Source organism: Streptomyces sp. NPDC001056 (genome assembly GCF_053598955.1).
In genome coordinates this window covers 59281-82686 of sequence record NZ_JBSFLI010000028.1, presented here as the reverse complement: position 1 = coordinate 82686, position 23406 = coordinate 59281, and the positions used below count along the sequence as shown (strand labels likewise).

Here is a 23406-nt window from a genome sequence, read left to right as displayed (position 1 = left end):
GCAGGCCTTCCGGTCCGGGCGGTCCCTCAGGTCCGGCCGGTCCCGTTTCGCCGGGCAGTCCGGGCAGACCCGTCTCTCCGGGCAGTCCGGGCAGGCCTTCCGGTCCGGGCGGTCCCTCAGGTCCGGCCGGTCCCGTTTCGCCGGGCAGTCCGGGCAGACCCGTCTCTCCGGGCAGTCCGGGCAGGCCCTCCGGTCCGGCCGGGCCCGTGTCACCCGTCGGTCCCTCCGGTCCGGCAGGGCCCGTGTCACCCGTGGGCCCTGCCGGGCCTGTAGGGCCTGTCGGACCCGTGGGGCCCACGCACCCCTTTCCGCCCGAGTGATCATGGCCGTACCCGGCAGAGCCGTACTGTGCGTCGCAGCCGTCGCCACCGCGGTGGGACCCCTTGCCGTGCGACGTGGCCGGATTCACGGTCAGGCCGCGCACGGCCGCGGTAGCGGGGGAGGCGACTCCGGTGACCACCGCCAGCGCGAGCGAGGTGATCATTCCGGCCTTCTTGCATCTGTCCCGGGCCAGCGGTCCGAGCGGTGGAGTCGACTTGAACTCAGGACTCACGCAGGTGCTCCATCCATCAACCGATTTCGGGCAAGTTCCCGAATGTGAGAGCAAGCGTGAGGGTTTCGCGCTTTCTTGATTAGTTTCTCCCCGTCAAACACGCGTTTATCAAGCAAATTGGATCAACTGTAAGACGGTATGAGGAATCCGGCTATTCGAAGGAATTCCACTGCGCGGAAGGCGACTTGCGGGCAAGTCGTCGCGCTCACCGACGCCTCGGGGGCCCCTAGGATCTGTCCGGTTCATCACGTATGCCGTGTATGGCGATCACGAGGGCAGGGAACGATGACAGTGCGAGACCTGGCGACAGCGACACCCCGCACGGGCGAGCAGTCGTCGCGTGTGTCCGCGGACGCGGTCTGGCGGCTTCCGGTGACGGTCTGCCGCATCACCGACTTCCTGGGGAAGCGGACTTCGGCCGCGCTGCTGGAGCGGGTCGTCGCGGAGGCCGGCGGTGCCATGGCGCCCTCCACGGTCGACGGCAGCTCGGTGGTTCCGGAGGTGCGCCGTTCCCGCTCGGCGTGGTTCGGCGCGCCGGAGCTGCTGGAGGCCATCGACGAGGTGCTGGAGGTCGTCGAGAACACGCTTCACGTCTCCTGCCGCGACACCGAGCCCAGCTACTGCCTCAACGTGCACAACGACGGCGACTTCTACCGGGCTCATCAGGACACCGACGGCCGCGGATACACCGAACGCCTGCTCACCTTCGTCTACTACCTGCACCGCACGCCACGACCCTTCCAGGGGGGCGCTCTGCGCGTCTTCGACGCGCTTCACCCGGTCGACCCGGAGAAGACCCCGACGTGGGAGGGCTGTACGTGGCGGGACTACGAACCCGAACACGACAGCATCGTCTTCTTCCGCCCGACCGTCTGGCACGAAGTCCGCAAGGTCGGCTGCCCGAGCGGAAGGCCCGAGGACAGCCGCTTCGCCGTCAACGGCTGGTTGTGCCGTCGCCCCACCCTGCCGTCCGCCAGGGAAGACGTGAACTGAGAGTGCACGCCTGCGGTCGCGGACCGGCAGGTGTTCTTCCGGCGCGGACCTGCCCGGGAGCCGCTGGGTCATGTCCGCAACCGGAATTTCCCCGCCTCTGTCAAAGTGGTGCAAAAAGGGTGTAAAGGGTTGGGTGGAGGGTGAACCCGCGGAGGCGAGGCGACATCTTGGTGAACGAGGTGCGGCGCGCGGTCAGGAGTGCGCCGTCGTTGTCGGCCGGACGGGGTGAGGGACGTGGTGGAGCCGAGGATCGCCGTGGCCGTGGTGACCATGGGCAACCGGCCCGCCGAGGTCGACGCCCTGCTGGAGTCCGTGGCCAAGCAGGATCTCGCTCCCACCCGGATGGTGATCGTCGGCAACGGCTGCCGGCTCCCCGAGTTCGCCCGGAGGCTGTCCCTGCCCGGCGAGGTCACCACCGTCGACGTGGCGGAGAACCTGGGCTGTCCGGGCGGCCGCAACGTCGCGCTCGCCCGGCTGCGCGCGTTCGGGGACGTCGACGTCGTCGTGGAACTGGACGACGACGGGCTGCTCGTCGACGCCGATGTGCTGCGCCGGGTACGGGATCTGTACGCCGCCGACCCGCGCCTCGGCATCGTCGGCTTCCGCATCGCCGACGAGCACGGCGAGACCCAGCAGCGGCACGTGCCCCGGATCGGCAGGACCGACCCGATGCGCGGCGGATACGTCACCGGGTTCCTGGGTGGCGGGCACGCCCTGAGCATGGCCATGCTGGCCGAGACCGGGGACTGGCCGGCCGAGTTCTTCTTCGCGCACGAGGAGACCGACCTCGCCTGGCGGGCCGCCGACGCCGGCTGGAAGATTCGTTACGTCCCCGAACTGCTGCTCCAGCACCCCAAGACCTCCCCGGCCCGGCACGCCATCTACTACCGGGTCAACGCCCGCAACCGCGTCTGGCTCGTCCGGCGTCGGCTGCCGCTGCCGCTCATCCCGGTGCACCTCGGGGTGTGGACGCTGCTCACCCTCGCCCGCACCCGTTCCGCGGCCGGACTGAAGGCGTGGTTCGGCGGGTTCGTGGAGGGGGTGCGGGAGTCGCCGGGCGAGCGTCGCCCGATGCGATGGCGGACGGTGGGGCGCCTGACCAGGCTGGGGCGTCCGCCCGTGATCTGACAGGAATGTGAGGGCGGGACGGGGCCCCGGTCGTTCACCTCCGCCGACCGGGGTCACCCACGTCCCCGGATCCGACCTGCGGCGACACTCCCCCGAGTTGCGCGACTGACGCGCGCGCCGTCGGGCCGGTTCCGATGGAATGATCACATCAAGTCTCACCAACGGATCGCTAACATGTGGCCAATGGGTCGTCGGCGGGGGGTGGGGCGGGTGACCGGAACTCGTCGGGTGGCAGCGGCTACCGGCGCGTGAACGGGTCGGCGGCCGGTCCCGCTGAGCGGTCGTTGACCAGGGTCGGTCGCCACGTGGACGGCGACAGGAAGCCGGCCGCGGAAGATGGCGGGAAATCATCGCCCGCGGGGCGGATTTCCGCCAGGGTACGGCGGGCGCGCGCCCGCCGCGGAAGACGGTCGGTCCCGACCGCACGGGAAGGCAGTGGAGCGGCGTGAAGGGGCGGCGCGAGCTGCGATTCGGACTGCTGGGTCCGCCGGTCCTCTACGACCGCCCGTCGTACGACAACCCGTGCGGGACACAGGCGTGCGAGAGGCCGTACGACGGCACCGGAGCCCCCGGCACCGGAAGCTCCGGCATCGGAACCTCCGTCAACGGCACTGCCGGAGAAGGCCGTTCCGACAACGCCGTCCGCCCCATCGGCAGCCCCAAGGTGCGCGCGCTCCTTGCCGCGCTGCTGCTGGAGCCCGGCCGGGTCGTGTCGGTCGAGTCGCTGAAGGACGCCCTGTGGGGCGGGGCGCCGCCGGTCTCCGCGCGGGCGTCCCTGCACAACCACGTCACCCGGCTGCGCCGGCTTCTGGACGATCCCGAACGGCTCAGGTCCGTACCGCCGGGCTATCTGCTGCGCGTCGAACAGGGCGAGTTGGACGTGCACGTGTTCGACGCGCTGGTCACCGACGCGCGCGCCGCGCACGCCCGGCGCGACTGGCCCGGCGTCGTACGCGCCTGCACGACCGCGCTTGCCCTGTGGCGCGGCACCCCGCTCAGCGGGCTGCCCGACTTCGACGGCAACACGCTCGTGACGCGTCTGACGGAGGCGCGCTTGCTCCTTCTGGAATGGCGGTACGACGCAGAACTCGCCATCGGCGGGACACGGTTGGCGGCGCTCGTGCCCCAGCTCGCCGCTCTCGTGGCCGAGCATCCGCTCCGCGAGGCCTACCACCGGCAACTGATGCTCGCCCTGCACCGCACCGGCCGCCAGGCAGAGGCCCTCGCCGTCCACCGCGATCTGCGCGCCCGCCTGATCGAGGAACTCGGCGTCGAACCCGGCCCCGCCATCCGCGAGGCCCATGTCGAGGTGCTGCGGGGGAGCGACGAGTGGCTTCCGGAGGAGGGGGACGAGGACGAGGGTGAGGGCGAGGACGAGGACGAGGACAGGGACGGGCGTGAGGACGGGGTGTCGTGGGGACCGGTCGAGGAGCGCTGCCCGGGGGAGGGGCGGCGGGCGCGGGCGGGGTGCTCGGCGGCCGTGCCGGAGGAGGAGTCGAAGCCGGGCGCGTACGCGGTTTCGCGCGGGGACGACCGTAAAGGCGAGTGTGGAGTCGCGCGCCAGACCGAGCGTGCGGGCGCGCGCGAGGGCGGGCGCGGTGACGAGCGCGAGGGTGGGCGCGCCGACGAGTGCGCGGGCGAGCACCGCGACAGCCACCGAGGTGACCGCGCGGGCGAGCACGGCGGCAGCCACCACAGCGGCCCCGAAGACGGACGCGGGACCGGCCGATCAGGCGACCGCCGGAGCGAGTACGGCGACGACCGCCGAGGCGACCGGGAGAGCGAGCGCGACGACGACCGCCGAGGCGACCGCGACGGCACGGGTGACGCGGCCCCGCCGCACCCTCCGCATGCCCCCCAGCTCCCGCCGCCCCCCGCCCAACTCCCTCCGCCTCCTGCTCACTTCACCGGCCGTGCCCTGGTCCACCGCGCCCTGCGTCAGGTGCTGACCGAGCCGCCCGCGCCGGCCCCCGCCGTCGCCGTGGTCTCCGGCATGGCGGGCGTCGGCAAGAGCGCGCTCGCCCTGCACGTCGCCCATGAGCTGCGGGAACGTTTCCCCGACGGCCAGCTCTACGTCAACCTGCACGGCGCCACACCCGGCATGCCCCCGCTCGCACCCGCGCAGGCGCTTGCCGCGCTGCTGCGGGACCTCGGCGTCGCGCCTCGCACCGTGCCCGAACACCCGGACGAGGCCGCCGCGTTGCTCCGTTCGCTGCTCGCCCCGGCCCGCATCCTGCTCGTCCTGGACGACGCGGCGGACGCCGCCCAGGTACGGCCCCTGCTGCCGGCCGGTCCCGGGTGCGCGGTGATCGTCACCAGCCGCTCGCCGCTGACCACCCTCGACGGCACCCGGCGCTTCGCGCTCGCCCCGCTGGCCGGGGAGGACAGCGCGGAGCTGCTACGCGTGTTGAGCGGGCGCGCGGGGCTGGACGCCGGTCACGCCCTGGTCGAGCTGACCGGCGGGCTGCCGCTGGCCCTGCGCGTGGTCGCGGCCCGGCTCACCGCCCGGCGCGCGCTCACCCCCGACGTGCTCGCCGGCCAACTGGCCGCCACCGGAGGCCGATTGCGGCACCTGGAGTACGACGACCTCAGTGTCCGGCGCTCCCTGGGCGTCGCCCATGACGCCCTCGCCGCCGCCGACCGAGAGGCCGACCGGGACGCGGCCCTCGTCCTGCGTGGCATCGGCGCGCTCGACCTGCCCACCTATGCCGCCCCGCTGCTCGCCGACCTCACCGGCATCGACGCGCGCCGCGCCGAGGCCGCCCTGGATCGTCTCGTGGACGTGGCCCTCCTGGAGGAGACGGCCTACGGCCGCTACACCCCGCACGACCTGGTCCGTGAGTTCGCCCGCGAACTGGCCGGGGACGAGAGCGGGTTCCGTGCGACCGCGGTCCAGGCCACCACCGCCGACGGTCCGGCGCGCGCCCGCGCGGAGGACGACACGTCCCCCGACCTCGTCGCCCTGCGCTGGTACGCCGCCGCGGCCGAGCACGTGCTCGTCGCCATCGTGGAACCCGGCCTCGACCTGGACGACCGGCGGCGGCCGACCCGCGCGCAGCCGGCGGAGCACGCCGCCGCGGTGGCCGGACTGCGGTCCTTCGAGTCGGCCGGGCAGGCCGGCGCCTGGGGCGAGACGGAGCTGGAGAACGTCGTCGCTCTGGTGGCGCGCAACGCCGACGCGGCCGATCCGCGCAGGCTGGCCCATCTCTCGGTGCTCGCGCGGCTGCTCTTCCCGTATGTGCAGCGCAGCGGCCGGGTCGCGGAGATGGAGGTGCTGGGGCGGGCCGCGCTCGGGGCGGCGCGGCGACTTGAGGATCCGGCGGCGGAGGCGTACGCGCTCGGCGATCTCGCGGGCCTGCACTTCCTGACCGGCCGGCACAACGACGCCCTCGCCCTGACCGACCGCTGCCTGGAGAGCTGGCGGCGGCTCGGCGTGCCCAGCCGCGTCCGGCGCTGTCTGAACAACCGGGGGCTGCTGCTGGAGGGGCTCGGCCGGTTCGCGGAGTCCGAGGAGGCGCTGCGGCAGAGCCTGACCTGTTCGCGGCTGCTGAACGATCCCTTCGGCGAGGCCGTCACCCACAGCCATCTCGGCAACCTCTACGAGCACACCGATCCCCGCGCCGCCATCGAGCAGCACCGGCGCTCGCTGGCGATCGGGGAGACGGTCGGTGCCGTCATCCTGCGCCACTCGGCGCACTGCAACATCGGCTACGCCCATCTCACCCTGGGCGAACCGGACGCCGCCGCCCGGCACTTCCAGGAGAGCCTGCGCATCCTCGGCGGGCAGAGCGACTGGCACGGTGAGTCCCAGACCCGGCTCGGTCTGGTCCGCGCGTTGCGGCAGCTGGGGGAGAACGAGCGGGCGTACATCGAGTGCGGGGAGCTGCTGCGCCGCGCCGATGCCCGCGCCGACCGCTACACGGGCGGCCTGGCCCGCCACCAGCGTGGTCTCCTGCTGCACGCGCAAGGCCGCCGCGCGGAGGCCCACGACGCCTGGCGCACCGCCCTCGCCGCCCTGACCGGCACGGACGAACAGGTGGTGGTGACCGAGCTGCGGGAGCTGCTCGCCGAGTGAACCGGCCCCCGGCGGGCGGTCGACCGGCGTCGGACCGCGAGGCGCCGGAGGACCTGCGCCGGTTCCGGTCACGGGTCCGCCCGGCGGTCTACTTGGCGTCCGCGTAGCACTTCACCACCGCTGTCGTGAACGGGAAGCGCACCGGTGTCTCGCCGAAGGTGAGCCGGCCGGCGAGGGCGGCCGCGTCGCGGATGGCCGCCACGACGGTGTCGGTCTCCTCCGCGGGGCAGTGCACGATCACCTCGTCGTGCTGGAAGAAGACCAGCTCGGCCCGCAGCGGGGCGCAGGACCGGCGCAGCGCCGCGAGCAGCAGCAGGGCCCAGTCGGCGGCGCTGCCCTGGACGACGAAGTTGCGCGCGAAGCGGCCCCGCGCGCGGGAGTCGGCGGAGGCGTAGCCCGGGACCCAGGCCGCCCGGCCGTCGGCCGGGGACTCGCCCTCCTCCCCGATGCCGACGGGAATGCCGGCCTCCTCCGCCGCCTCGGTCGCGCCGGCGGCCGGCGGGCAGGTGCGGCCCAGCCAGGTGCGCACCAGCCGGCCCTCCTCGCCCGCCCGCGCCGCGTCGTCGACATAGGCGACGGCCTTCGGGAAGCGGCGGCGCAGCGCGGCGAGGTTCTTCAGGCCGTCGCCGGAGGTCTGGCCGTAGACCGCGCCGAGCACGGCCAGCTTGGCCTGGTCGCGGTCGCCGGAGAAGGCGCGGTCGGAGACGGCCTGGTAGAGGTCGCTCGCGCGGCCCGCGACCTCCATCAGGCCGGGGTCGCGGGAGATCGCGGCCAGCACCCGCGGCTCCATCTGGTCGGCGTCGGCCACCACCAGCCGCCAGCCGGGGTCGGCGACCACGGCCCGCCGGATCACCTTGGGGATCTGAAGGGCGCCTCCGCCATGGGTCACCCAGCGCCCGGTGACCGTGCCGCCGGCCTGGAACTCCGGTCGGAATCGGCCCTCCCGCACCCAGTCCTGGAGCCAGGACCAGCCGTGGGCCACCCAGACGCGGTACAGCCTCTTGTACTCCAGCAGCGGGGCGACGGCCGGGTGGTCGAGGGACTGGATCTCCCAGCGGCGGGTGGATCTCACCTTGATCCCGGCCTGTGCGAAGGCCTTGATCACATCGGCCGGCAGGTCGGGACGGACCCGGCGGCCGAACGCGGCGGAGACCTCGTCCGCGAGCTCCGCGAGGCGGCGCGGCTCGCCCCCGCCCGCGTACCGCTCGCCGAGCAGGTCGCGGAGCACGTCGCGGTGGACCTCGGCGCTCCAGGGCAGCCCGGAGTGGTTCATCTCGGCGGCCACCAGCGTGCCTGCCGACTCGGCGGCGGTCAGCAGGCGCATCCGGCCCGGATCGGCCACCTTCTCGTGCCGTCGCAGCTGGTCGGCGTAGACCGCGAGGAGGTCGGGCAGCGGCAGCCGGGTGCCGGTGGGTTCGAACAGCGGGGACTGGGCGCCCGGATGGGCCGCCCGCTGCGGTGGATCGGGCGGTACGGGACCGCCCCGGAGGCGGGCCAGGGCGGCGGCGGCCGAGCGTGGTTCGCCGTACCGCCCCTCGTGGCCCAGCAGCAGGGTCTCGGCGACCTCGATGTCGTAGCACCGCTCCACTCGCACCCCCGTGGCGAGCAGACGCGGGTAGACGTCGGCGGTCGACCGCCACACCCAGCGCGTCACCTCCGGGCGGCTCCGCACCGCCCCGGCGAGATCTCTCTCGCGCAGCACCGGTCCGGTGGGCAGCCCGTCCGGGCCGAGGGGGGCGACGTCCACGCCACCGTCCTCGGCCGCGGCGAGCGCCCACCGGTCGGTCATGACTGCGAGTGTGGCAGGCGGCACTGACAATCGCGCTGACCTGCGGTTTCAGTCCTCGGTGGGGGTACTTGAGTGCTTCTCCAGGAGCAGCGCGAGGACCTTGTTCACGTACTCCTCGGCCGCGGCCTTGGTGACACCGAGCCCGCTGAGGACGCCCGCGCCGTTCTCGTGCTCCAGCAGGGCCAGCAGGAGGTGTTCGGTGCCGATGTAGTTGTGCCCGAGCCGCAGGGCCTCCCGGAAGGTGAGTTCCAGGACCTTCTTGGCCTCGGGGCCGTAGGGCACGAGGTCGGGGACCTGCTCGGCCGCGGGCGGCAGCGCGGCGGTCGCGGCCTGCCGTACGGCGTCCAGCGGGACGTCCTGCGCGGTGATCGCCTTCGCCGCGATGCCCTCCGGCTCCGACAGCAGGCCGAGGACCAGGTGCTCGGGGCGGCCCTCCGGGTTGCGGGCGGCCACCGCCTCGTTGTGCGCGGCCATGACCACGTTCCGCGCGCGCGGGGTGTAGCGGTTGAAGCCCTGGCTGGGGTCGAGGTCGGCGGACTCCTTCGGCACGAACCGCTTCTGTGCCGCCTGCCGGGTCACTCCCATGCTCTTGCCGATCTCGGTCCAGGACGCGCCCGAGCGGCGGGCCTGGTCCACGAAGTGACCGATCAGGTGGTCCGCCACATCACCGAGGTGATCGGCCGCGATCACCGCGTCCTGCAACTGGTCGAGGGGTTCGGGATGAACCTTCTTGATGGCCTCGACGAGGTCGTCGAGGCGTACGGAAACCGTGATGTTCGGGTTGGTCGCCATGTGTCAACCGTAGGTTGCCCCCCCTCGACTGTCAACCGGTGGTTGACAGTCGAGGGGGTGGTGGGACGGACGCAAAAGGCGTGCCGGACGGAGGGTGGTCGACGGAAAGTTGTCCACAGGCTGTGGACAGTGTTCGGTGCGCTGTCGGCGGGGCGTGGCACGATCGGCGATGTGACCAGTTCTGCCAGCACGGTCGAGCGGGCCTTCCGGGCCGCGCTCTACGACCGCACCGACACCGGCCTCGACACGGGTGCCTCCCTGCTCGCGGCCGACCCCGCCGCCGACGCCGAACTCGCCCGGCGCGGCGAGGAGTTCACGGAGGCCGCGTGGCGGCGCGGCTGGCAGCCCGCCGACGTCGTACGGCTGGTGCGGCGCGAGCTGGAGCAGCCGCACGTACACCTGGCCGCCGCGCTGATCCGGGCGCAGGCCGGCCGGGACCGGCCGCGCGGGCGCCGCTGGGCCGCGCAGCTCGACGAGCTGCCCGAGGGCCCCGCGCGCGGCGCCGACCGCTTCTCCCACGCCACCGCCGTCCTGGAGCTGTACCGCCTGCTGCTGCGCCTGCCGAACCTCGAACCCCTGGAGGAGGAGACCCGCCGCACCCACGACCCCGCCGCCTCCCGGACGCTCGGCCGGATCCGCGCGCTGCTCGCCAAGGCCGAGGCGACCGGCTACCCGGAGGAGGCCGAGGCGCTCACCGCCAAGGCGCAGGAGCTGATGGCCCGGCACAGCGTCGACGAGGCGCTGCTCGCCGCCGCGGCGCCCGCGCCGGACGCGCCCGGGGCCTGCCGGATAGGTGTCGAGCCGCCGTACGAGCAGGCCAAGGCCGTCCTGCTGGACGCCGTGGCCACCGCGAACCACTGCCGCGCGGTGTGGAACGAACCGCTCTGCTTCTCCACCGTCGTCGGCTTCGAGGGGGATCTGGAAGCGGTCGAACTGCTCTACACCTCACTGCTGGTGCAGGCCACGCACGCCATGACCAAGGCCGAGGCGGGCCAGCGGGCCGCCGGACGCAAGCGCACCAAGACCTTCCGGCAGTCCTTCCTCGCCGCCTACGCCCACCGGGTCGGCGACCGGCTCGCGGCCGCCGCCGAGAGCCAGGTCACCCGGGATCTGCTGCCGGTGCTGGCCACGCGCGAGACGGCCGTCAGCGGTCGCCTGGAGCGGATGTTCCCGGAGACCACCACCGCCCGGCTGCGCGGGGTGAGCGATGCGGCGGGCTGGACGGAGGGCGCGGCCGCCGCGGACCGCGCCCAGGTCAGGGCGCGGCCGCGGCTGGAGTGAGGCAGGCCCCGGGCGCTCCCCGGAGGGCTCAGTCGCCGGCCTGCTGGAAGGCGCTGACGGAGGCGTTCGCCTTGGTCGGGGCGCCCTGGCCGGCGATCGGGCCGTACCTCCAGGGGAAGCTCTGCACCGTGTCGTCGCCCGGCAGGGTGATCTTCAGCTCGGTGGCCGCGAGGCTGGTGGCGTCGCCGTCCTTGCCGCGCACGTAGCTGATGGTGAAGGCCGCGGCGTCGCCCTTGGCGAGCTCCAGCGTCTGCGCCTTGGCGCCCTTCTGGGCGGACAGCTTCGCGCTCGTGCCGTCCTTGCGCAGGGTGACGCCGGGGAAGTTCTCCAGCGTGCAGGTCTTGCTGTGGTTGGTGATGCTGACCGGCACCTCACCGGTGTCACCCGCCGCGGGCGCCACGCTCGCCGCCCCGACTTCCAGGGACACCCCGCCGATCCGGCAGGCGGAACTGTTCTTGCCGCCGCTCCCGCTGTTCCCGCCGCCGTTGCAGGCGGTCAGCAGCAGGGCGGCGGCAACGGCGGTGACGGTGAGCGGAATGGCGCGCATGAGCAGTCCCATCGAGGTCGTGACGGTGCTCCAGCATCATCGCGCCTGGAGCACGGTCCCGTTCGCGCGCCCCTCGTATGTCACCGCTTCAGGTGTTTCCCGGCGGAACCGCGCCCTGGTGAAGGGAGCGTCACCGCGCCGCGGCGGTCGGCAGTCCGGACGGCAGCTTGCCGCCCTCCGCCTTGGTGTACGTCTCCTGGCCGACCTTGCCCGACCAGGTCACCTTCATGGACGTGCCGTCGACCGAGTCGACCATCCCGGTGGTGCGGTCCTTGTTGCCCTTGGCGCAGGTCAGATGGATCATCTGCATGCCGGACTCGGTGCCCGCGGTGCCGCTGCACACCGTCCCGCCGGTCGCGAAGACGCCGGCCTGCCTGCCGTTGATCACCAGGGCCACGATGGTGCCGCCGTCGGTGGCCAGCCAGCTGCCCTGGAGCTTGTCGGAGGCGCCGCTCACACCGGAGCCGCCCGCGGTGGAGGACGGCGCGGGGGTGGCGCTCGCCGTGTCCGACGGGGTCGTGGAGTGGTGGTCGCCGCCGCCGCCACCACCACCGCACGCCGTCAGCGCCAGCGCGCCCACCAGCCCCGCGGCCAGGGCCGTGATCCGCACCCGTGTACTGGTCGAAGCAGTCGCCGAAGTCACGTCAGGCTCCCCAAGCTGTAGCGTCCGCCGCCCTCGGCCGGACGGCCCGCAGCAAGCTATCAGCAGTCACTGCCGGGAACTTCCGTGCGCCGGGACTTCCGCCCGGTGCTCGCCGAGGACGAGCGGAACAGGGAGGGCCTCGGCGGAACAGGAACGGCTTCGAATGCGTCTCTTTCCTGTGCACGACAAATTCGATCCCGATGATCCGGCCCGCCGGGCCGGCGTGGAAGATCATGGGCGGAAGATGGAAGGGGCATGTACTGCCCCTTCCGGGGCAGACGCTGGAACAGCTTCGGTGAAACGGCGGCATACGGCCGCACATCGTCAGGTAAAGCGCGCGTCAAGGCTGTAACCGTGAGAACACCCCCCGTGCACGTGCATCTGCTCGTGCAGTTGCACGTGACGCGGGGGTTATGATCCAGGTCAGTTGACCACCGCATCTATGGCCTCACCAGCCAGTGCACCACCGGGGAGCGACCTGTGGACCGCGACGTTGACGGCGTGTTCGGGGGGTACGACGTGTACAACGGCATGGCTGCCACGCAGCTGAACGGAGTGGCCTGGCAGAAGAGCAGGCACAGCAACTCGCAGGGGTCGTGCGTGGAGTTCGCGCGGTTGCCGGGTGGTGAGGTGGCCGTCCGCAACTCGCGCTTCCCGGACGGGCCTGCGCTGGTTTATACGCGGGCCGAGATAGAAGCGATGCTGTTGGGGGTCAAGGACGGGGAGTTCGACCACCTGATCTCCGCCTGAGGGGGCCTCCGGGGACGGGGGCCGGGGCTTTTCCCGCCCGCCGGACCGCCCGCCCGTCCACTCGACGCGTTCGGCCAAGAGGCCGACGCCGCGCGGTTGCTCTGCCCGGTCGGGAGGGAGATCCGGCTCCCGGAGCCCGGAGTGGGACCGGCTCGGCGCCTGCGGGAAACCGAAGGCGCGGGTTCCGCCCGAGCCCCCGCCGCCTGCCCGCCCGAGCCCCCGCCGCCTGCCCGCCCGCCGCCTGCCGGCCTGAGCGGGGCGTCGCTCGAACCGTCCTTCGCCCCGGCTCCGCAGCCGGGCGAGGCGGGCGGGCGGGAGGCGATCGGGGGAGGGGCCGGGGCATGTGCCGCGTCCCGGCCCGCTGTACGGTGCGGGCGGCCCGTCGGCGGGCGATGCCCGAAGCGCCCGCCCTCGGCCTCGGGGCCCACCGGGAGAGGTGGGCGCGGGCGGAGGGGGCGGGCCATGTGCCGAGCCTCGGCTCGTCGTGCGGTGCGAGTGCCCCCCGATGGACGTCTCCTGGTCGCCCCTCACCCCGCCCTCGCGGTCGGCACGGACGGGTGGGCGGGCCGGAGAGAAGAGGACGGCCGACGCGCGGCGAGGGTCAGACCGACCGTTCCACGTGGAACATCGCCCAGACGACCTTCCCCTCCAGCGGCCCCGCCAGCGGATGCCAGCCCCAGCTGTCCGCGAAGGAGTCGACCAGGAAGAGCCCCCGGCCCGACTCGGCCGAGAAGTCGTCGGAGTCCCGCGGCACCGGCGTCTCGTGGCTCGGGTCCCGTACCGCGCAGACCAGCCGCTCGGCCCACCGCATCAGGTGCAGGCGCACCGACGCCGTGTGCTCGTCCGGACGCCCGTACTCACTCGGCAGCGCATGCCGCAGTGCGTTGGTGACGAGTTCGGAGACGACCAGGCAGACATCGTCGAAGCGCTCCCCTGCGCCCCACTGTTCGAGCGTGTCCCGGGTGAACCGCCGTGCCTCGCGCACCGCTTCGTACCGCGCCGGCAGCGCGCAGGACGCGGCACTGGACACGGCCGCGGGGTCCAACGGCGGAAGGCCCTGCCGTAACGGCTTGAGCATGGTCGATCCATTCGTCCCCATGCGAGGCACTCCCGGGAATTCGCGGTCGTTGCGATGCAGCGGTGGCGCGGCACCATGGTTTCGGATGGGAAGAGCAGATGCAAGGGCAGATGCACGTGCACGCGACCGAAATGGACACTCCCGTACCGCTTCTTGGCCATTTTTTCTGTCATCTTTGTGGTGACCTCCGCCGGTGGGCCCTACCTTCACCCCCTGCCGCCCGCCATGAAACGGTCCCGTTCTCTCCGTTTCCGTAACCGTACGAGTACTGCGCGGAGCGTTTTAGTGGCAGACTTCGGGCCCTGAAGACGGTTGGGGAGGCTGGCGAACGTGAGCGCGGGAGAGCCCGGATCGGTGGTGCGGCGGATGCTGCTCGGCTCGCAACTCAGGCGACTGCGTGAAGCACGCGGGATCACGCGCGAGGCGGCGGGGTATTCCATCCGGGCGTCCGAGTCGAAGATCAGCCGGATGGAGCTGGGCCGGGTGAGCTTCAAGACGAGGGACGTCGAGGACCTGCTGACGCTGTACGGCATCACGGACGAGGCGGAGCGCCAGTCGCTGCTGTCCCTCGCCCGCGAGGCCAACGTGGCGGGCTGGTGGCACAGTTACAGCGACGTCCTGCCCAACTGGTTCCCCACCTATGTGGGCCTGGAGGGCGCCGCCACCCTGATCCGCGTCTACGAGGTGCAGTTCGTGCACGGCCTGCTCCAGACCGAGGAGTACGCCCGCGCGGTCGTCCGGCGCGGCATGAAGGGCGCGAGCGCGGACGACGTGGAGCGCCGGGTCGCGCTGCGCCTGGAGCGCCAGAAGTACCTGCTCTCCGACAACGCCCCCGAGTTCCACATCGTCCTGGACGAGGCCGCCCTGCGCCGCCCCTACGGCGACCGCGAGGTGATGCGCGGCCAGCTCCAGCACCTCATCGACGTCTCCGAGCGGCCCAACGTGCGGCTCCAGGTGATGCCGTTCAGCTTCGGCGGCCACTCCGGCGAGAGCGGCGCCTTCACCATCCTCAGCTTCCCCGAGTCCGACCTCTCCGACGTCGTCTACCTGGAGCAGCTGACCAGCGCCCTGTACCTCGACAAGCGCGAGGACGTGGCCCAGTACGAGCAGGCGCTGAAGGAGTTGCAGCAGGACAGCCCGGGGCCGGACGAGAGCCGGGATCTTCTGAGAGGACTGCTCCAACTCTCCTGACCCGCAAGTAGGATGACGCGTGATCAGACTCAGACCGTGGCCGGGACCCGGCTCCGCTAGTGATTGAGGGATCACATGTCGTCCTACTTCAGCGACCTGGCCCAGCAGTACATCGACGGCGAATGGCGACCGGGCAGCGGCTCCTGGGACGTCATCGACTTCAACCCGTACGACGACGAGAAGCTGGCCTCGATCACCGTGGCCACCGTCGACGAGGTCGACCAGGCCTACCAGGCCGCCGCGCGTGCCCAGAAGGCGTGGGCCGACACCAGCCCGTACGCGCGGCGGACGGTGTTCGAGCGGGCGCTGAGGCTCATAGAGGACCGTGAGCAGGAGATAGCCGACCTGATCATCGCGGAGCTGGGCGGCACCCGGGTGAAGGCCGGCTTCGAGCTGCACCTCGCCAAGGAGTTCCTGCGCGAGTCCATCCATCTGGCGCTGCGCCCCGAGGGCCGGATCCTGCCGTCCCCGAGTGAGGGCAAGGAGAACCGCGTCTACCGGGTGCCGGTCGGCGTCGTGGGCGTGATCAGCCCCTTCAACTTCCCCTTCCTGCTGTCGCTGAAGTCCGTGGCCCCGGCGCTCGCGCTCGGCAACGGCGTGGTGCTCAAGCCGCACCAGAACACCCCGATCGCCGGCGGCACGCTGATCGCCAAGCTGTTCGAGGAGGCCGGGCTCCCCGGCGGGCTGCTCAACGTCGTCGTCACCGACATCGCGGAGATCGGCGACGCGTTCATCGAGCACCCCATCCCGAAGGTCATCTCCTTCACCGGCTCCGACCAGGTGGGCCGGCACGTGGCCACGGTCTGCGCCGCGAACTTCAAGCGCTCGGTGCTCGAACTGGGCGGCAACAGCGCGCTGGTGGTGCTGGACGACGCGGACCTCGACTACGCGGTGGACGCGGCGGTCTTCAGCCGGTTCGTGCACCAGGGGCAGGTCTGCATGGCCGCCAACCGGGTGCTCGTGGACCGCTCGGTCGCGGAGGAGTTCACCGAGAAGTTCGTCGCCAAGGTGCGCACCCTCAAGGTGGGCGACCCGCGCGACCCGGAGACCGTGATCGGCCCGGTGATCAACTCCGCGCAGGCGAACGCCGTTTCGGGCGTGGTCGAGCAGGCGCTCGCGGAGGGCGCGACGGCGCTGGTGCACGGCGGTACGACCAACAACCTGGTCGAGCCGTCGGTGCTCACCGGGGTGCCCGCCGACTCCCCGCTGCTCCAGCAGGAGGTGTTCGGGCCGGTCGTCTTCCTCGTGCCGTTCGACGGCGAGGAGGAGGCGGTGCGGATCGTCAACGACACGCCGTACGGCCTCAGCGGCGCCGTGCACACCGGGGACATCGAGCGGGGCGTCGCCTTCGCCAAGCGGATCGACACCGGCATGTTCCACGTGAACGACGGCACGGTGCACGACGAGCCGATCGTGCCGTTCGGCGGCGAGAAGAACTCCGGTGTCGGCCGGCTCAACGGCGAGACGACGATGGAGGCCTTCACCACGGTGAAGTGGATCTCGGTGCAGCACGGCCGCAGCGGCTTCCCGTTCTGATCTCTCCTCCGGGTCCCGGGCCCTTTAGGACAGGATCTGACCTAGAGGGCCCGTAGCTTCCTCGGTGTCGGGGCGAACGCTCCGGCGAACCGAGGAAAGGCGGCCGGTCATGGTCACGCATGTGCCCGCGGAGACGAAGGGCGACGAGCGGGGAGCCCTGCTGGCGTTCATCGAGGAGCAGCGCGGGGGGATCCGCCGGGCGCTGCTCGGGCTGACCGAGGAGCAGGCCCGCACCCGGCCGAGCGCGAGCGAGCTGTCGCTGGGCGGGCTGCTCAAGCATGTCGCCGAGGTCGAGCAGACGTGGCTCGCGCGGGCCGCGCAGGAGTCGCCGGCGGTCCGGCGGGACGAGTCCAACTGGCACGAGAGCTTCCAGCTGGTCGGCGAGGAGACGGTGGCCTCGCAGCTCGCCCACTGGGAGCAGGTCGCTTCCGCGACGGAGAAGTTCATCCGCTCCGCCCCCAGCCTGGACGACACCTTCCCGCTTCCGCCGGACCCCTGGTTCCCGCCGGAGGGTCGCGTCTCCCTGCGCTGGCTCTGCCTCCATCTGATCCGCGAGACGGCCCGCCACGCCGGCCACGCCGACATCCTGCGCGAGTCCCTCGACGGGAAGACGGCGTTCGAGCTGGTGGCCATGGAGAAGGCGGAGGGCTGACGAGGCCCCGGCCCAGGGGTTTTGCCGCGGGGCGGCCCCGGGGCCGCCCCGCCGGACATCCGGTCTAGTGGTGGAAGCTCGTCGCCGCCGCCTTGTCCCGCGTCAGCGGACGCGGCTGGCGGCGCAGTTCCGGGAGGAGGCGGCTCAGGTCGTCCAGGAAGAGGTCGGCCAGGTCGTGGGAGAAGCCGTTGCGGGCGACGACGCGGAGGACGGAGAGGTCCTCGCGGTGGGCGGGGAAGGTGTAGGCGGGGACCAGCCAGCCGCTTTCCCGCAGGCGGCGGGAGACGTCGAAGACGTCGTACGAGGTGACGGCGTCGGCCGTGGTGAAGGCGAAGACGGGGAGTTCGTCACCGCGGGTGAGGAGGCGGAAGTCGCCGAGGCCCTCGATGCGGTCGGCGAGGGAGCGGGCCACGTCGCGGGTCGACTGCTGCACCGCGCGGTAGCCCTCGCGGCCGAGGCGCAGGAAGTTGTAGTACTGCGCGACGACCTGGGCGCCGGGGCGGGAGAAGTTGAGGGCGAAGGTCGGCATGTCACCGCCCAGGTAGTTGACCCGGAAGACCAGCTCCTCGGGCAGTGCCTCCGTGTCCCGCCACAGGGCCCAGCCGACGCCCGGGTACACCAGCCCGTACTTGTGCCCCGAGGTGTTGATGGAGGCCACCCGCGGCAGCCGGAAGTCCCAGACCAGGTCCTCGTCCAGGAAGGGCGCCACCATCGCGCCGGACGCCCCGTCCACATGCACCGGGATGTCCAGCCCGGTGCGCTCCTGGAGGGCGTCCAGGGCGGCGCACAGGTCGGCGATCGGCTCGTAGGACCCGTCGAAGGTGGAGCCGAGGATGCCGACGACCCCGATGGTGTTCTCGTCGCACAGCTCGGCCGCCGCCTGCGGGTCCAGGTGGAAGCGGTCGCCCTCCATGGGCACCTGGCGCGCCTCCACCTCCCAGAAGTTGCAGAACTTCTCCCAGCACACCTGGACGTTGATCCCCATCACCAGGTTGGGCCGGGCGCCCGGGTACCGGTCGGCGTTGCGCTGCGTCCAGCGCCGCTTGAGCGCCATCCCGGCCAGCATGCACGCCTCGCTCGACCCCGTGGTCGAACAGCCCACCGCGGCCGCCGGGTCCGGCGCGTTCCACAGATCCGCGAGCATCGCCACGCAGCGCCGCTCCAGTTCGGCGGTGCGCGGATACTCGTCCTTGTCGATCATGTTCTTGTCCCGGCATTCCCCCATCAGCACGCCGGCCTGCGGCTCCATCCAGGTGCTGACGAACGTGGCCAGGTTCAGCCGGGAGTTGCCGTCCAGCATCAGCTCGTCGTGGACCAGCTGATACGCGGTCGTCGGCGGCATCGGGGCGTCCGGAAGCCGGTGTGTGGGCGGGGCCTCGGTCATACCGCCGACCGGGTTCGCCTCCCCGAAGAACGGGTTGACGGACAACGCCCGCTCCTGGTGCTTCTGCGGACCTTTGTGCAGGGCCATGGCTGCCTCCTCGCCGCCACCTTATGCAAGGCCGCACCACCCCGACATCCGGAACGACCCGGACGCCTACCCTGATCCGCCCATCCCCGCACCAGGGGCATCCCGGACTTGCACCTCACGCCGCGTGAGGCCGCAGGCTGACCGTAGTCACGACGAACGAGAGAAAGGAAGCGGACAGTTGAGCCACTCCGTGGGACAGGTCGCGGGGTTCGCCGGCGTCACGGTGCGCACCCTGCACCACTACGACGAGATCGGTCTGCTGGTACCGGGCGGGCGTACCCACGCGGGGCACCGCCGCTACACCGACGCCGACCTCGACCGGCTCCAGCAGATCCTCTTCTACCGGGAGCTCGGCTTTCCGCTCGACGAGGTCGCCGTCCTGCTCGACGACCCGGACGCGGACCCGCGTGCGCACCTGCGCCGTCAGCACGCGCTGCTGACAGCCCGGATCGAGAAGCTGAGCCGGATGGCCGAGGCTGTGGAACACGCCATGGAGGCACGCAGGATGGGCATCAACCTGACACCCGAGGAACGGTTCGAGGTGTTCGGGGACAAGGACCCCGAGCAGTACGCCGAGGAAGCGGAGGCCCGCTGGGGCGACACACCGGAGTGGGCCGAGTCACAGCGCCGCGCCGCCGGCTACGGCAAGGAGGACTGGAAGCGGCTGCAGGCCGAGGTGGACGACTGGAGCGAGCGCTACGCCCGCCTGGTGGCCGCCGGTGAACCCGCGGCGGGGGAGGCCGCCAGAGCCATGGCCGAGGAACACCGGCAGCACATCAGCCGATGGTTCTACGAATGCCCGTACGAGATGCACCGGTGCCTCGCCGGGATGTACGTCTCCGACGAGCGCTTCAAGGCGTTCTACGACGCGATGCACCCCGGTCTCGCCGCGCACCTGCACGACGCGATCCTGGCCAACGCCGACCGGCACACCTCCTGAGGGGCACCGGAGCCTGGGCCTGGGCCTGGGCTTGGGCCTGGGCCTGGGCCGGGCTCAGGTCGTCCGACGGCCCCGGCCCGTCCCGGCGCCGGGTCACTCCCGTGACAGCACCACCGCCGTGCCGTACGCGCACACCTCGGTGCCCACGTCCGCCGCCTCCGTGACATCGAACCGGAACGCGAGCACCCCGTTGGCGCCCCGCGCGCGTGCCTGCTCCACCAGGCGCTCCATGGCCTGGTTGCGGGTCTGCACCAGCGTCTTGGTGAGCCCCTTGAGCTCACCGCCGATCATGGACTTCAGCCCGGCGCCGATCTGGCTGCCCAGGTGCCGGGAGCGTACGGTGAGCCCGAAGACCTCGCCGATCACCCGCTCCACCCGGTGGCCCGGCACGTCGTTCGTGGTCACGACCAGTACGTCCGACTGGGGGCCCTGCCCGCCGCCGAAGTCGTCGAGTCCCATGGATCACCGCTTTCTCCCCGTCGTCCCGGGGATCACCGGGGAACCCAGGGCGGTCATGTCACGTTGATAGCTTTGTGCGGCCCTACTCGGTCACCGTAGCCGCCCCTTCTCCCCCCTTCAGGAGCCCGGACCCGTGATGACTCTCGCCCTCGGCCCGAGCTGGCTCGATCCCAACTATCTGCTCGACACGTACAGCGTCTGGGGTCTGCTGCTCATAGTCTTCGCCGAGTCCGGCCTGCTCATCGGCTTCTTCCTGCCCGGCGACTCGCTGCTGTTCACCTGCGGTCTGCTGATCACCTCGCACCAGCTGGACTTCCCGCTGTGGGGCGCGATCGCCCTGATCTGCGTCGCCGCGATCCTCGGTGACCAGGCGGGCTACATGTTCGGCAAGAAGGTCGGCCCGTCCCTGTTCAACCGGCCCGACTCGCGCCTGTTCAAACAGGAGAACGTCGCCAAGGCGCACGAGTTCTTCGAGAAGTACGGCCCCAAGTCGCTGATCCTGGCCCGCTTCGTGCCGGTGGTGCGCACCTTCACGCCGATCATCGCGGGCGTGAGCGGCATGCGCTACCGCTCCTTCCTGGTCTTCAACGTCATCGGCGGCAGCCTGTGGGGCGCGGGTGTCACCCTGCTCGGCTCCTGGCTCGGCAACATCGGCTTCGTCAAGAACAACATCGAGGCGATCCTCATCCTGATCGTCCTCGTCTCGGTGGTCCCGCTGGCGATCGAGTTCCTGAGGGCCCGCAGCAAGAGCAAGAAGGCCCCCAAGGAGCAGTCCCGCCCCGCCGAGGCGCCCCGGTACCGGCAGCAGCCGCCGCTCATGGACGACGCCACGACCCGGCTGCGTCCCATCGAGCCGGACGAGCGGTACGGGCAGCAGCACGGCGGGCAGCAGCACCAGGGCGAGCAGGGGCAGGCGTACGGCGACCAGGGCCATGGCAACCAGGGCTACGGCAACCAGGGCTACGGCGGACAGGAGCGCGGCCATCAGGGCTACGGCGACCGGTACCAGCAGCCGCAGTACCAGCAGCCCCAGCAGCAGCCCCAGTACCAGCAGCCGCAGCAGCAGCCCCAGTACCAGCAGCCGCAGTACCAGCAGCCCCCGCAGCAGGACTGGAACCAGCAGCCGTACTACGACCAGCAGCGTCCGCGGCAGCCGTACCCCGACCAGCCGCAGCAGCCGCAGCAGGGCCGGTACCCGTACGACCACCGCGACCAGTAAGCCGCTCAGAATCCCCTGGTCCGCTTCGCCGCCCGGCGCTTCCCGGGGGAGCCGACCCGCAGGAACAGCCGGAAGACCTCCGATCCCAGGTTGACCCCGATCGCGATCGCCATGGCCAGCGACGCCGCGTTGGCCAGCGACACCAGACCCTTGTCCACCTCGTTCTGGGCCATGTTCAGGAGCCCGAAGTAGGTGGCGGAACCGGGCAGCAGCGGACCGATCGCCGCCGTCGTGTAGGGCAGCGCGGAGGCGAAGCGGTAGCGGGACAGCAGCTGCCCGAACAGCCCGACCAGGCCGGCGGCCACCGCCGTGGAGGCCACCGGCGAGATGTCGGCGACGTAGCGCATCGCGCCGTACACGCTCCAGGCGACGCCTCCGTTGAGGGTCACCCAGAGCACGGTGGACCGTTCCTGCTGGAGCAGCACCGCGAAGGTCAGCGACAGCAGCATGGAGGCCGCGATCTGGATCAGGGGCCGCCCGGAGATGTGCAGTGCCGCGTCCGGGTTGAGCTTGCCGCCCACCTTCACGCCGAAGTACAGGACGAGCAGGACGCCGGTGACGATGCCGACGAAGAAGTACAGGACCTCCAGGAGGCGGGCCGAGGCGGTGATGTAGAAGCCCGTCAGGCCGTCCTGGACGCCCGCCACCAGTGCCCGTCCGGGCAGCAGCGCGAACAGCCCACCGGTGATCACGGCGGACGCCTTCACGTCCACATGGGCCAGCGCGAACGCCACGCCGATCGCCGCGGGCGGCATCGCGGCCACCGTGAACTGGTAGAACTCCGGCAGCCCGCGCCCCGCGCACAGCCAGGCCAGCCGGTCGCCGAGCATCGCGCCGATCGCCGCCGCGAAGAACACGATCAGATCGCCGCCCACGAGCATCGAGGCGGCGCCCGCGAGCAGCCCGCTGGCCAGGGTCAGCGCCCAGCCGGGGTACGGGTGCCGGTTGCGGCGGATCTCCGCGAGGCGCCGGTACGCCTCCTCCAGGGAGACATGGGTCTCGGGGTCGGTCAGGTCGTCCACCAGGCGGAAGACGGCCGCCAGGCGGGTGTAGTCGGTGCCCCGGCGGCGCACCGTCCGCGACGCCGTCACCGGGTCCTCGACGAGGGACGGCTGGTGCGAGATGGACAGCAGGGTGAAGGTGACGTTGGGCTCGCAGCGGTCCAGGCCGTACGACCGGCACACCGCGAACATCGCGGCCTCCACGTCCTCGGCGCCCTCGCCGCCCGCCAGCAGCAGCTCGCCGATACGCAGCGTCAGGTCCAGCACGCGCGGGACGGCCGGGCCGCTCTCCTCCTCGTGCTGCACCGGCTCGGGCGCGGGCCGCTCGGCCACCGGCATGCGCAGCATGGTGCGCATCCGGTCCTGCCAGGGCGCGTCCTTGACCAGGCTGACCAGCGGCACCCCGGTGGCCGGCGTGAACGCGGCCACCCCGCCCTGCGGGCCGTACGTGCTCGGCGTGCTGAACGCCGACCCCTCCGGCTCCCCGGCCGGCGGCTGCGGCGTGGGCAGCCCCTGCGGCACCTGGAACTCGGAGGTCGTCTCCGACTCGCCCCCCGTCTTCGGGACGTCGAGCCCCTTGGGAACGGCGAACTCCGATGTGATCTCCGGGTCGTACCACGCCTCGTCCGACCGGGGCTTGCGGTCGTCCGCCTCCGTCACCTCGCACCGTCCCTGAACGACACCTTCCGCTGGCCTCAGTATGCGCATGCGCCGTGGGCGGGCATGCAAACGGGCCGCACACGAAAGCGTGCGGCCCGTTCGGGGAACCGAGGGTCAGTGACCGCCCTGCTCCTTGAAGCGCTTGTAGGACCGCTCGATCTCCTGCTCGGCGTCCGTGCGGCCCACCCAGTTGGCGCCCTCGACGGACTTGCCGGGCTCCAGGTCCTTGTAGACCTCGAAGAAGTGCTGGATCTCCAGGCGGTCGAACTCCGACACGTGGTGGATGTCGCGCAGGTGCTCCACCCGCGGGTCGGTGGAGGGCACGCACAGCAGCTTGTCGTCGCCGCCGGCCTCGTCCGTCATGCGGAACATGCCGATCGCGCGGCAGCGGATCAGGCAGCCCGGGAACGTCGGCTCGTCCAGGATGACCAGCGCGTCCAGCGGGTCGCCGTCCTCGCCGAGGGTGTTCTCGACGAAGCCGTAGTCGGTCGGGTAGGCGGTCGAGGTGAAGAGGCGACGGTCCAGACGGATCCGACCGGTCTCGTGGTCCACCTCGTACTTGTTGCGCGAACCCTTCGGGATCTCGATCGTGACGTCGAACTCCACCGGTGGCTCCTTCATGATCAGCACATAGTTCTGGTGGTTAAG

The 23406-nt window shown here is 71.8% G+C and carries 19 protein-coding genes; 10 read left to right on the top strand and 9 right to left on the bottom strand.

Annotated features, from left to right (window positions below; genetic code table 11):
* Positions 1–895 precede the first annotated feature (895 nt).
* The 3 genes from ACWDD7_RS28265 (at position 896) to ACWDD7_RS28255 (ending at position 6749) form a co-directional block, all read left to right on the top strand.
* Positions 896–1546: a 2OG-Fe(II) oxygenase gene (locus tag ACWDD7_RS28265; RefSeq protein WP_450459490.1), complete on the top strand. Its 651-nt coding sequence runs from the start codon at positions 896–898 to the stop codon at positions 1544–1546.
* 234 nt (positions 1547–1780) lie between these two features.
* Positions 1781–2674 carry a glycosyltransferase family 2 protein gene (locus ACWDD7_RS28260; protein ID WP_450459489.1) on the top strand — a complete coding sequence of 298 codons (894 nt, stop codon included), beginning with the start codon at positions 1781–1783 and terminating at the stop codon, positions 2672–2674.
* A 445-nt stretch (positions 2675–3119) separates the two neighbouring features.
* Positions 3120–6749 carry a BTAD domain-containing putative transcriptional regulator gene (locus ACWDD7_RS28255; RefSeq protein ID WP_450459488.1) on the top strand — a complete coding sequence of 1210 codons (3630 nt, stop codon included), beginning with the start codon at positions 3120–3122 and terminating at the stop codon, positions 6747–6749.
* An 88-nt stretch (positions 6750–6837) separates the two neighbouring features.
* On the opposite strand, the gene ACWDD7_RS28250 is transcribed toward ACWDD7_RS28255, so the two are convergent.
* Together ACWDD7_RS28250 and ACWDD7_RS28245 are read right to left on the bottom strand one after the other, a co-directional pair.
* Positions 6838–8538 (bottom strand): bifunctional 3'-5' exonuclease/DNA polymerase, encoded by a 1701-nt coding sequence (locus ACWDD7_RS28250; protein ID WP_450459487.1) that lies wholly within the window; start codon positions 8536–8538, stop codon positions 6838–6840.
* A gap of 48 nt (positions 8539–8586) precedes the next feature.
* Positions 8587–9330 (bottom strand): Clp protease N-terminal domain-containing protein, encoded by a 744-nt coding sequence (locus ACWDD7_RS28245; protein ID WP_450459486.1) that lies wholly within the window; start codon positions 9328–9330, stop codon positions 8587–8589.
* Positions 9331–9501: 171 nt separating this feature from the next.
* On the opposite strand from ACWDD7_RS28245, the gene ACWDD7_RS28240 reads away from it, so the two are divergent.
* The gene (locus ACWDD7_RS28240) at positions 9502–10611 is read left to right on the top strand and encodes a DUF2786 domain-containing protein (protein WP_450459485.1); all 1110 of its coding nucleotides are present in this window, start codon (positions 9502–9504) and stop codon (positions 10609–10611) included.
* Between the two features lie 28 nt (positions 10612–10639).
* On the opposite strand, the gene ACWDD7_RS28235 is transcribed toward ACWDD7_RS28240, so the two are convergent.
* Positions 10640–11158 (bottom strand): DUF4232 domain-containing protein, encoded by a 519-nt coding sequence (locus ACWDD7_RS28235; protein ID WP_450459505.1) that lies wholly within the window; start codon positions 11156–11158, stop codon positions 10640–10642.
* Positions 11159–11288: 130 nt separating this feature from the next.
* Positions 11289–11801 (bottom strand): hypothetical protein, encoded by a 513-nt coding sequence (locus ACWDD7_RS28230; protein ID WP_450459484.1) that lies wholly within the window; start codon positions 11799–11801, stop codon positions 11289–11291.
* A gap of 480 nt (positions 11802–12281) precedes the next feature.
* Here ACWDD7_RS28230 and ACWDD7_RS28225 point away from each other — a divergent pair, with 480 nt between their 5' ends.
* Positions 12282–12551, top strand: a complete 270-nt coding sequence (locus ACWDD7_RS28225) for a DUF397 domain-containing protein (RefSeq protein WP_351876864.1) — start codon at positions 12282–12284, stop codon at positions 12549–12551.
* Positions 12552–13152: 601 nt separating this feature from the next.
* Here the strand turns inward: ACWDD7_RS28225 and ACWDD7_RS28220 are convergent.
* Positions 13153–13650, bottom strand: coding sequence for an ATP-binding protein (locus tag ACWDD7_RS28220; protein WP_450459483.1), 498 nt, complete (start codon positions 13648–13650; stop codon positions 13153–13155).
* Positions 13651–13995: 345 nt separating this feature from the next.
* On the opposite strand from ACWDD7_RS28220, the gene ACWDD7_RS28215 reads away from it, so the two are divergent.
* The 3 genes from ACWDD7_RS28215 (at position 13996) to ACWDD7_RS28205 (ending at position 17008) form a co-directional block, all read left to right on the top strand.
* The gene (locus tag ACWDD7_RS28215) at positions 13996–14820 is read left to right on the top strand and encodes a helix-turn-helix domain-containing protein (protein ID WP_351876880.1); all 825 of its coding nucleotides are present in this window, start codon (positions 13996–13998) and stop codon (positions 14818–14820) included.
* A 75-nt stretch (positions 14821–14895) separates the two neighbouring features.
* The gene (locus tag ACWDD7_RS28210; RefSeq protein ID WP_450459482.1) at positions 14896–16356 is read left to right on the top strand and encodes an aldehyde dehydrogenase family protein; all 1461 of its coding nucleotides are present in this window, start codon (positions 14896–14898) and stop codon (positions 16354–16356) included.
* A gap of 109 nt (positions 16357–16465) precedes the next feature.
* Positions 16466–17008: a DinB family protein gene (locus tag ACWDD7_RS28205; RefSeq protein ID WP_450459481.1), complete on the top strand. Its 543-nt coding sequence runs from the start codon at positions 16466–16468 to the stop codon at positions 17006–17008.
* A gap of 64 nt (positions 17009–17072) precedes the next feature.
* Here ACWDD7_RS28205 and ACWDD7_RS28200 read toward each other — a convergent pair whose 3' ends face one another.
* A complete protein-coding gene (locus ACWDD7_RS28200; RefSeq protein ID WP_351876868.1) occupies positions 17073–18479 on the bottom strand; it encodes a glutamate decarboxylase in 1407 nt (468 codons plus the stop codon).
* Positions 18480–18657: 178 nt separating this feature from the next.
* Here ACWDD7_RS28200 and ACWDD7_RS28195 point away from each other — a divergent pair, with 178 nt between their 5' ends.
* A complete protein-coding gene (locus ACWDD7_RS28195) occupies positions 18658–19419 on the top strand; it encodes a MerR family transcriptional regulator (RefSeq protein ID WP_450459480.1) in 762 nt (253 codons plus the stop codon).
* Positions 19420–19512: 93 nt separating this feature from the next.
* Here the strand turns inward: ACWDD7_RS28195 and ACWDD7_RS28190 are convergent, their stop codons facing one another.
* On the bottom strand, positions 19513–19878 hold the full coding sequence (locus ACWDD7_RS28190) for a YbjQ family protein (protein WP_450459479.1): 366 nt from the start codon (positions 19876–19878) through the stop codon (positions 19513–19515).
* 133 nt (positions 19879–20011) lie between these two features.
* Between ACWDD7_RS28190 and ACWDD7_RS28185 the strand changes: the two genes are divergently transcribed.
* Positions 20012–21097: a DedA family protein gene (locus tag ACWDD7_RS28185; RefSeq protein WP_450459478.1), complete on the top strand. Its 1086-nt coding sequence runs from the start codon at positions 20012–20014 to the stop codon at positions 21095–21097.
* A gap of 5 nt (positions 21098–21102) precedes the next feature.
* Here the strand turns inward: ACWDD7_RS28185 and ACWDD7_RS28180 are convergent, their stop codons facing one another.
* On the bottom strand, positions 21103–22758 hold the full coding sequence (locus tag ACWDD7_RS28180; protein WP_450459477.1) for a threonine/serine ThrE exporter family protein: 1656 nt from the start codon (positions 22756–22758) through the stop codon (positions 21103–21105).
* Positions 22759–22872: 114 nt separating this feature from the next.
* Positions 22873–23364, bottom strand: a complete 492-nt coding sequence (locus ACWDD7_RS28175; protein WP_351876881.1) for an inorganic diphosphatase — start codon at positions 23362–23364, stop codon at positions 22873–22875.
* Positions 23365–23406 lie beyond the last annotated feature (42 nt).

Bases quoted from the DNA above. Each gene is read 5' to 3' on its own strand.
- ACWDD7_RS28220 (WP_450459483.1), bottom strand. From the start codon at position 13,650: ATGGGGACGAATGGATCGACCATGCTCAAGCCGTTACGGCAGGGCCTT.
- ACWDD7_RS28235 (WP_450459505.1), bottom strand. From the start codon at position 11,158: ATGCGCGCCATTCCGCTCACCGTCACCGCCGTTGCCGCCGCCCTGCTG.
- ACWDD7_RS28190 (WP_450459479.1), bottom strand. From the start codon at position 19,878: ATGGGACTCGACGACTTCGGCGGCGGGCAGGGCCCCCAGTCGGACGTA.
- ACWDD7_RS28250 (WP_450459487.1), bottom strand. From the start codon at position 8,538: ATGACCGACCGGTGGGCGCTCGCCGCGGCCGAGGACGGTGGCGTGGAC.
- ACWDD7_RS28205 (WP_450459481.1), top strand. From the start codon at position 16,466: ATGGTCACGCATGTGCCCGCGGAGACGAAGGGCGACGAGCGGGGAGCC.
- ACWDD7_RS28210 (WP_450459482.1), top strand. From the start codon at position 14,896: ATGTCGTCCTACTTCAGCGACCTGGCCCAGCAGTACATCGACGGCGAA.
- ACWDD7_RS28200 (WP_351876868.1), bottom strand. From the start codon at position 18,479: ATGGCCCTGCACAAAGGTCCGCAGAAGCACCAGGAGCGGGCGTTGTCC.
- ACWDD7_RS28245 (WP_450459486.1), bottom strand. From the start codon at position 9,330: ATGGCGACCAACCCGAACATCACGGTTTCCGTACGCCTCGACGACCTC.
- ACWDD7_RS28215 (WP_351876880.1), top strand. From the start codon at position 13,996: ATGCTGCTCGGCTCGCAACTCAGGCGACTGCGTGAAGCACGCGGGATC.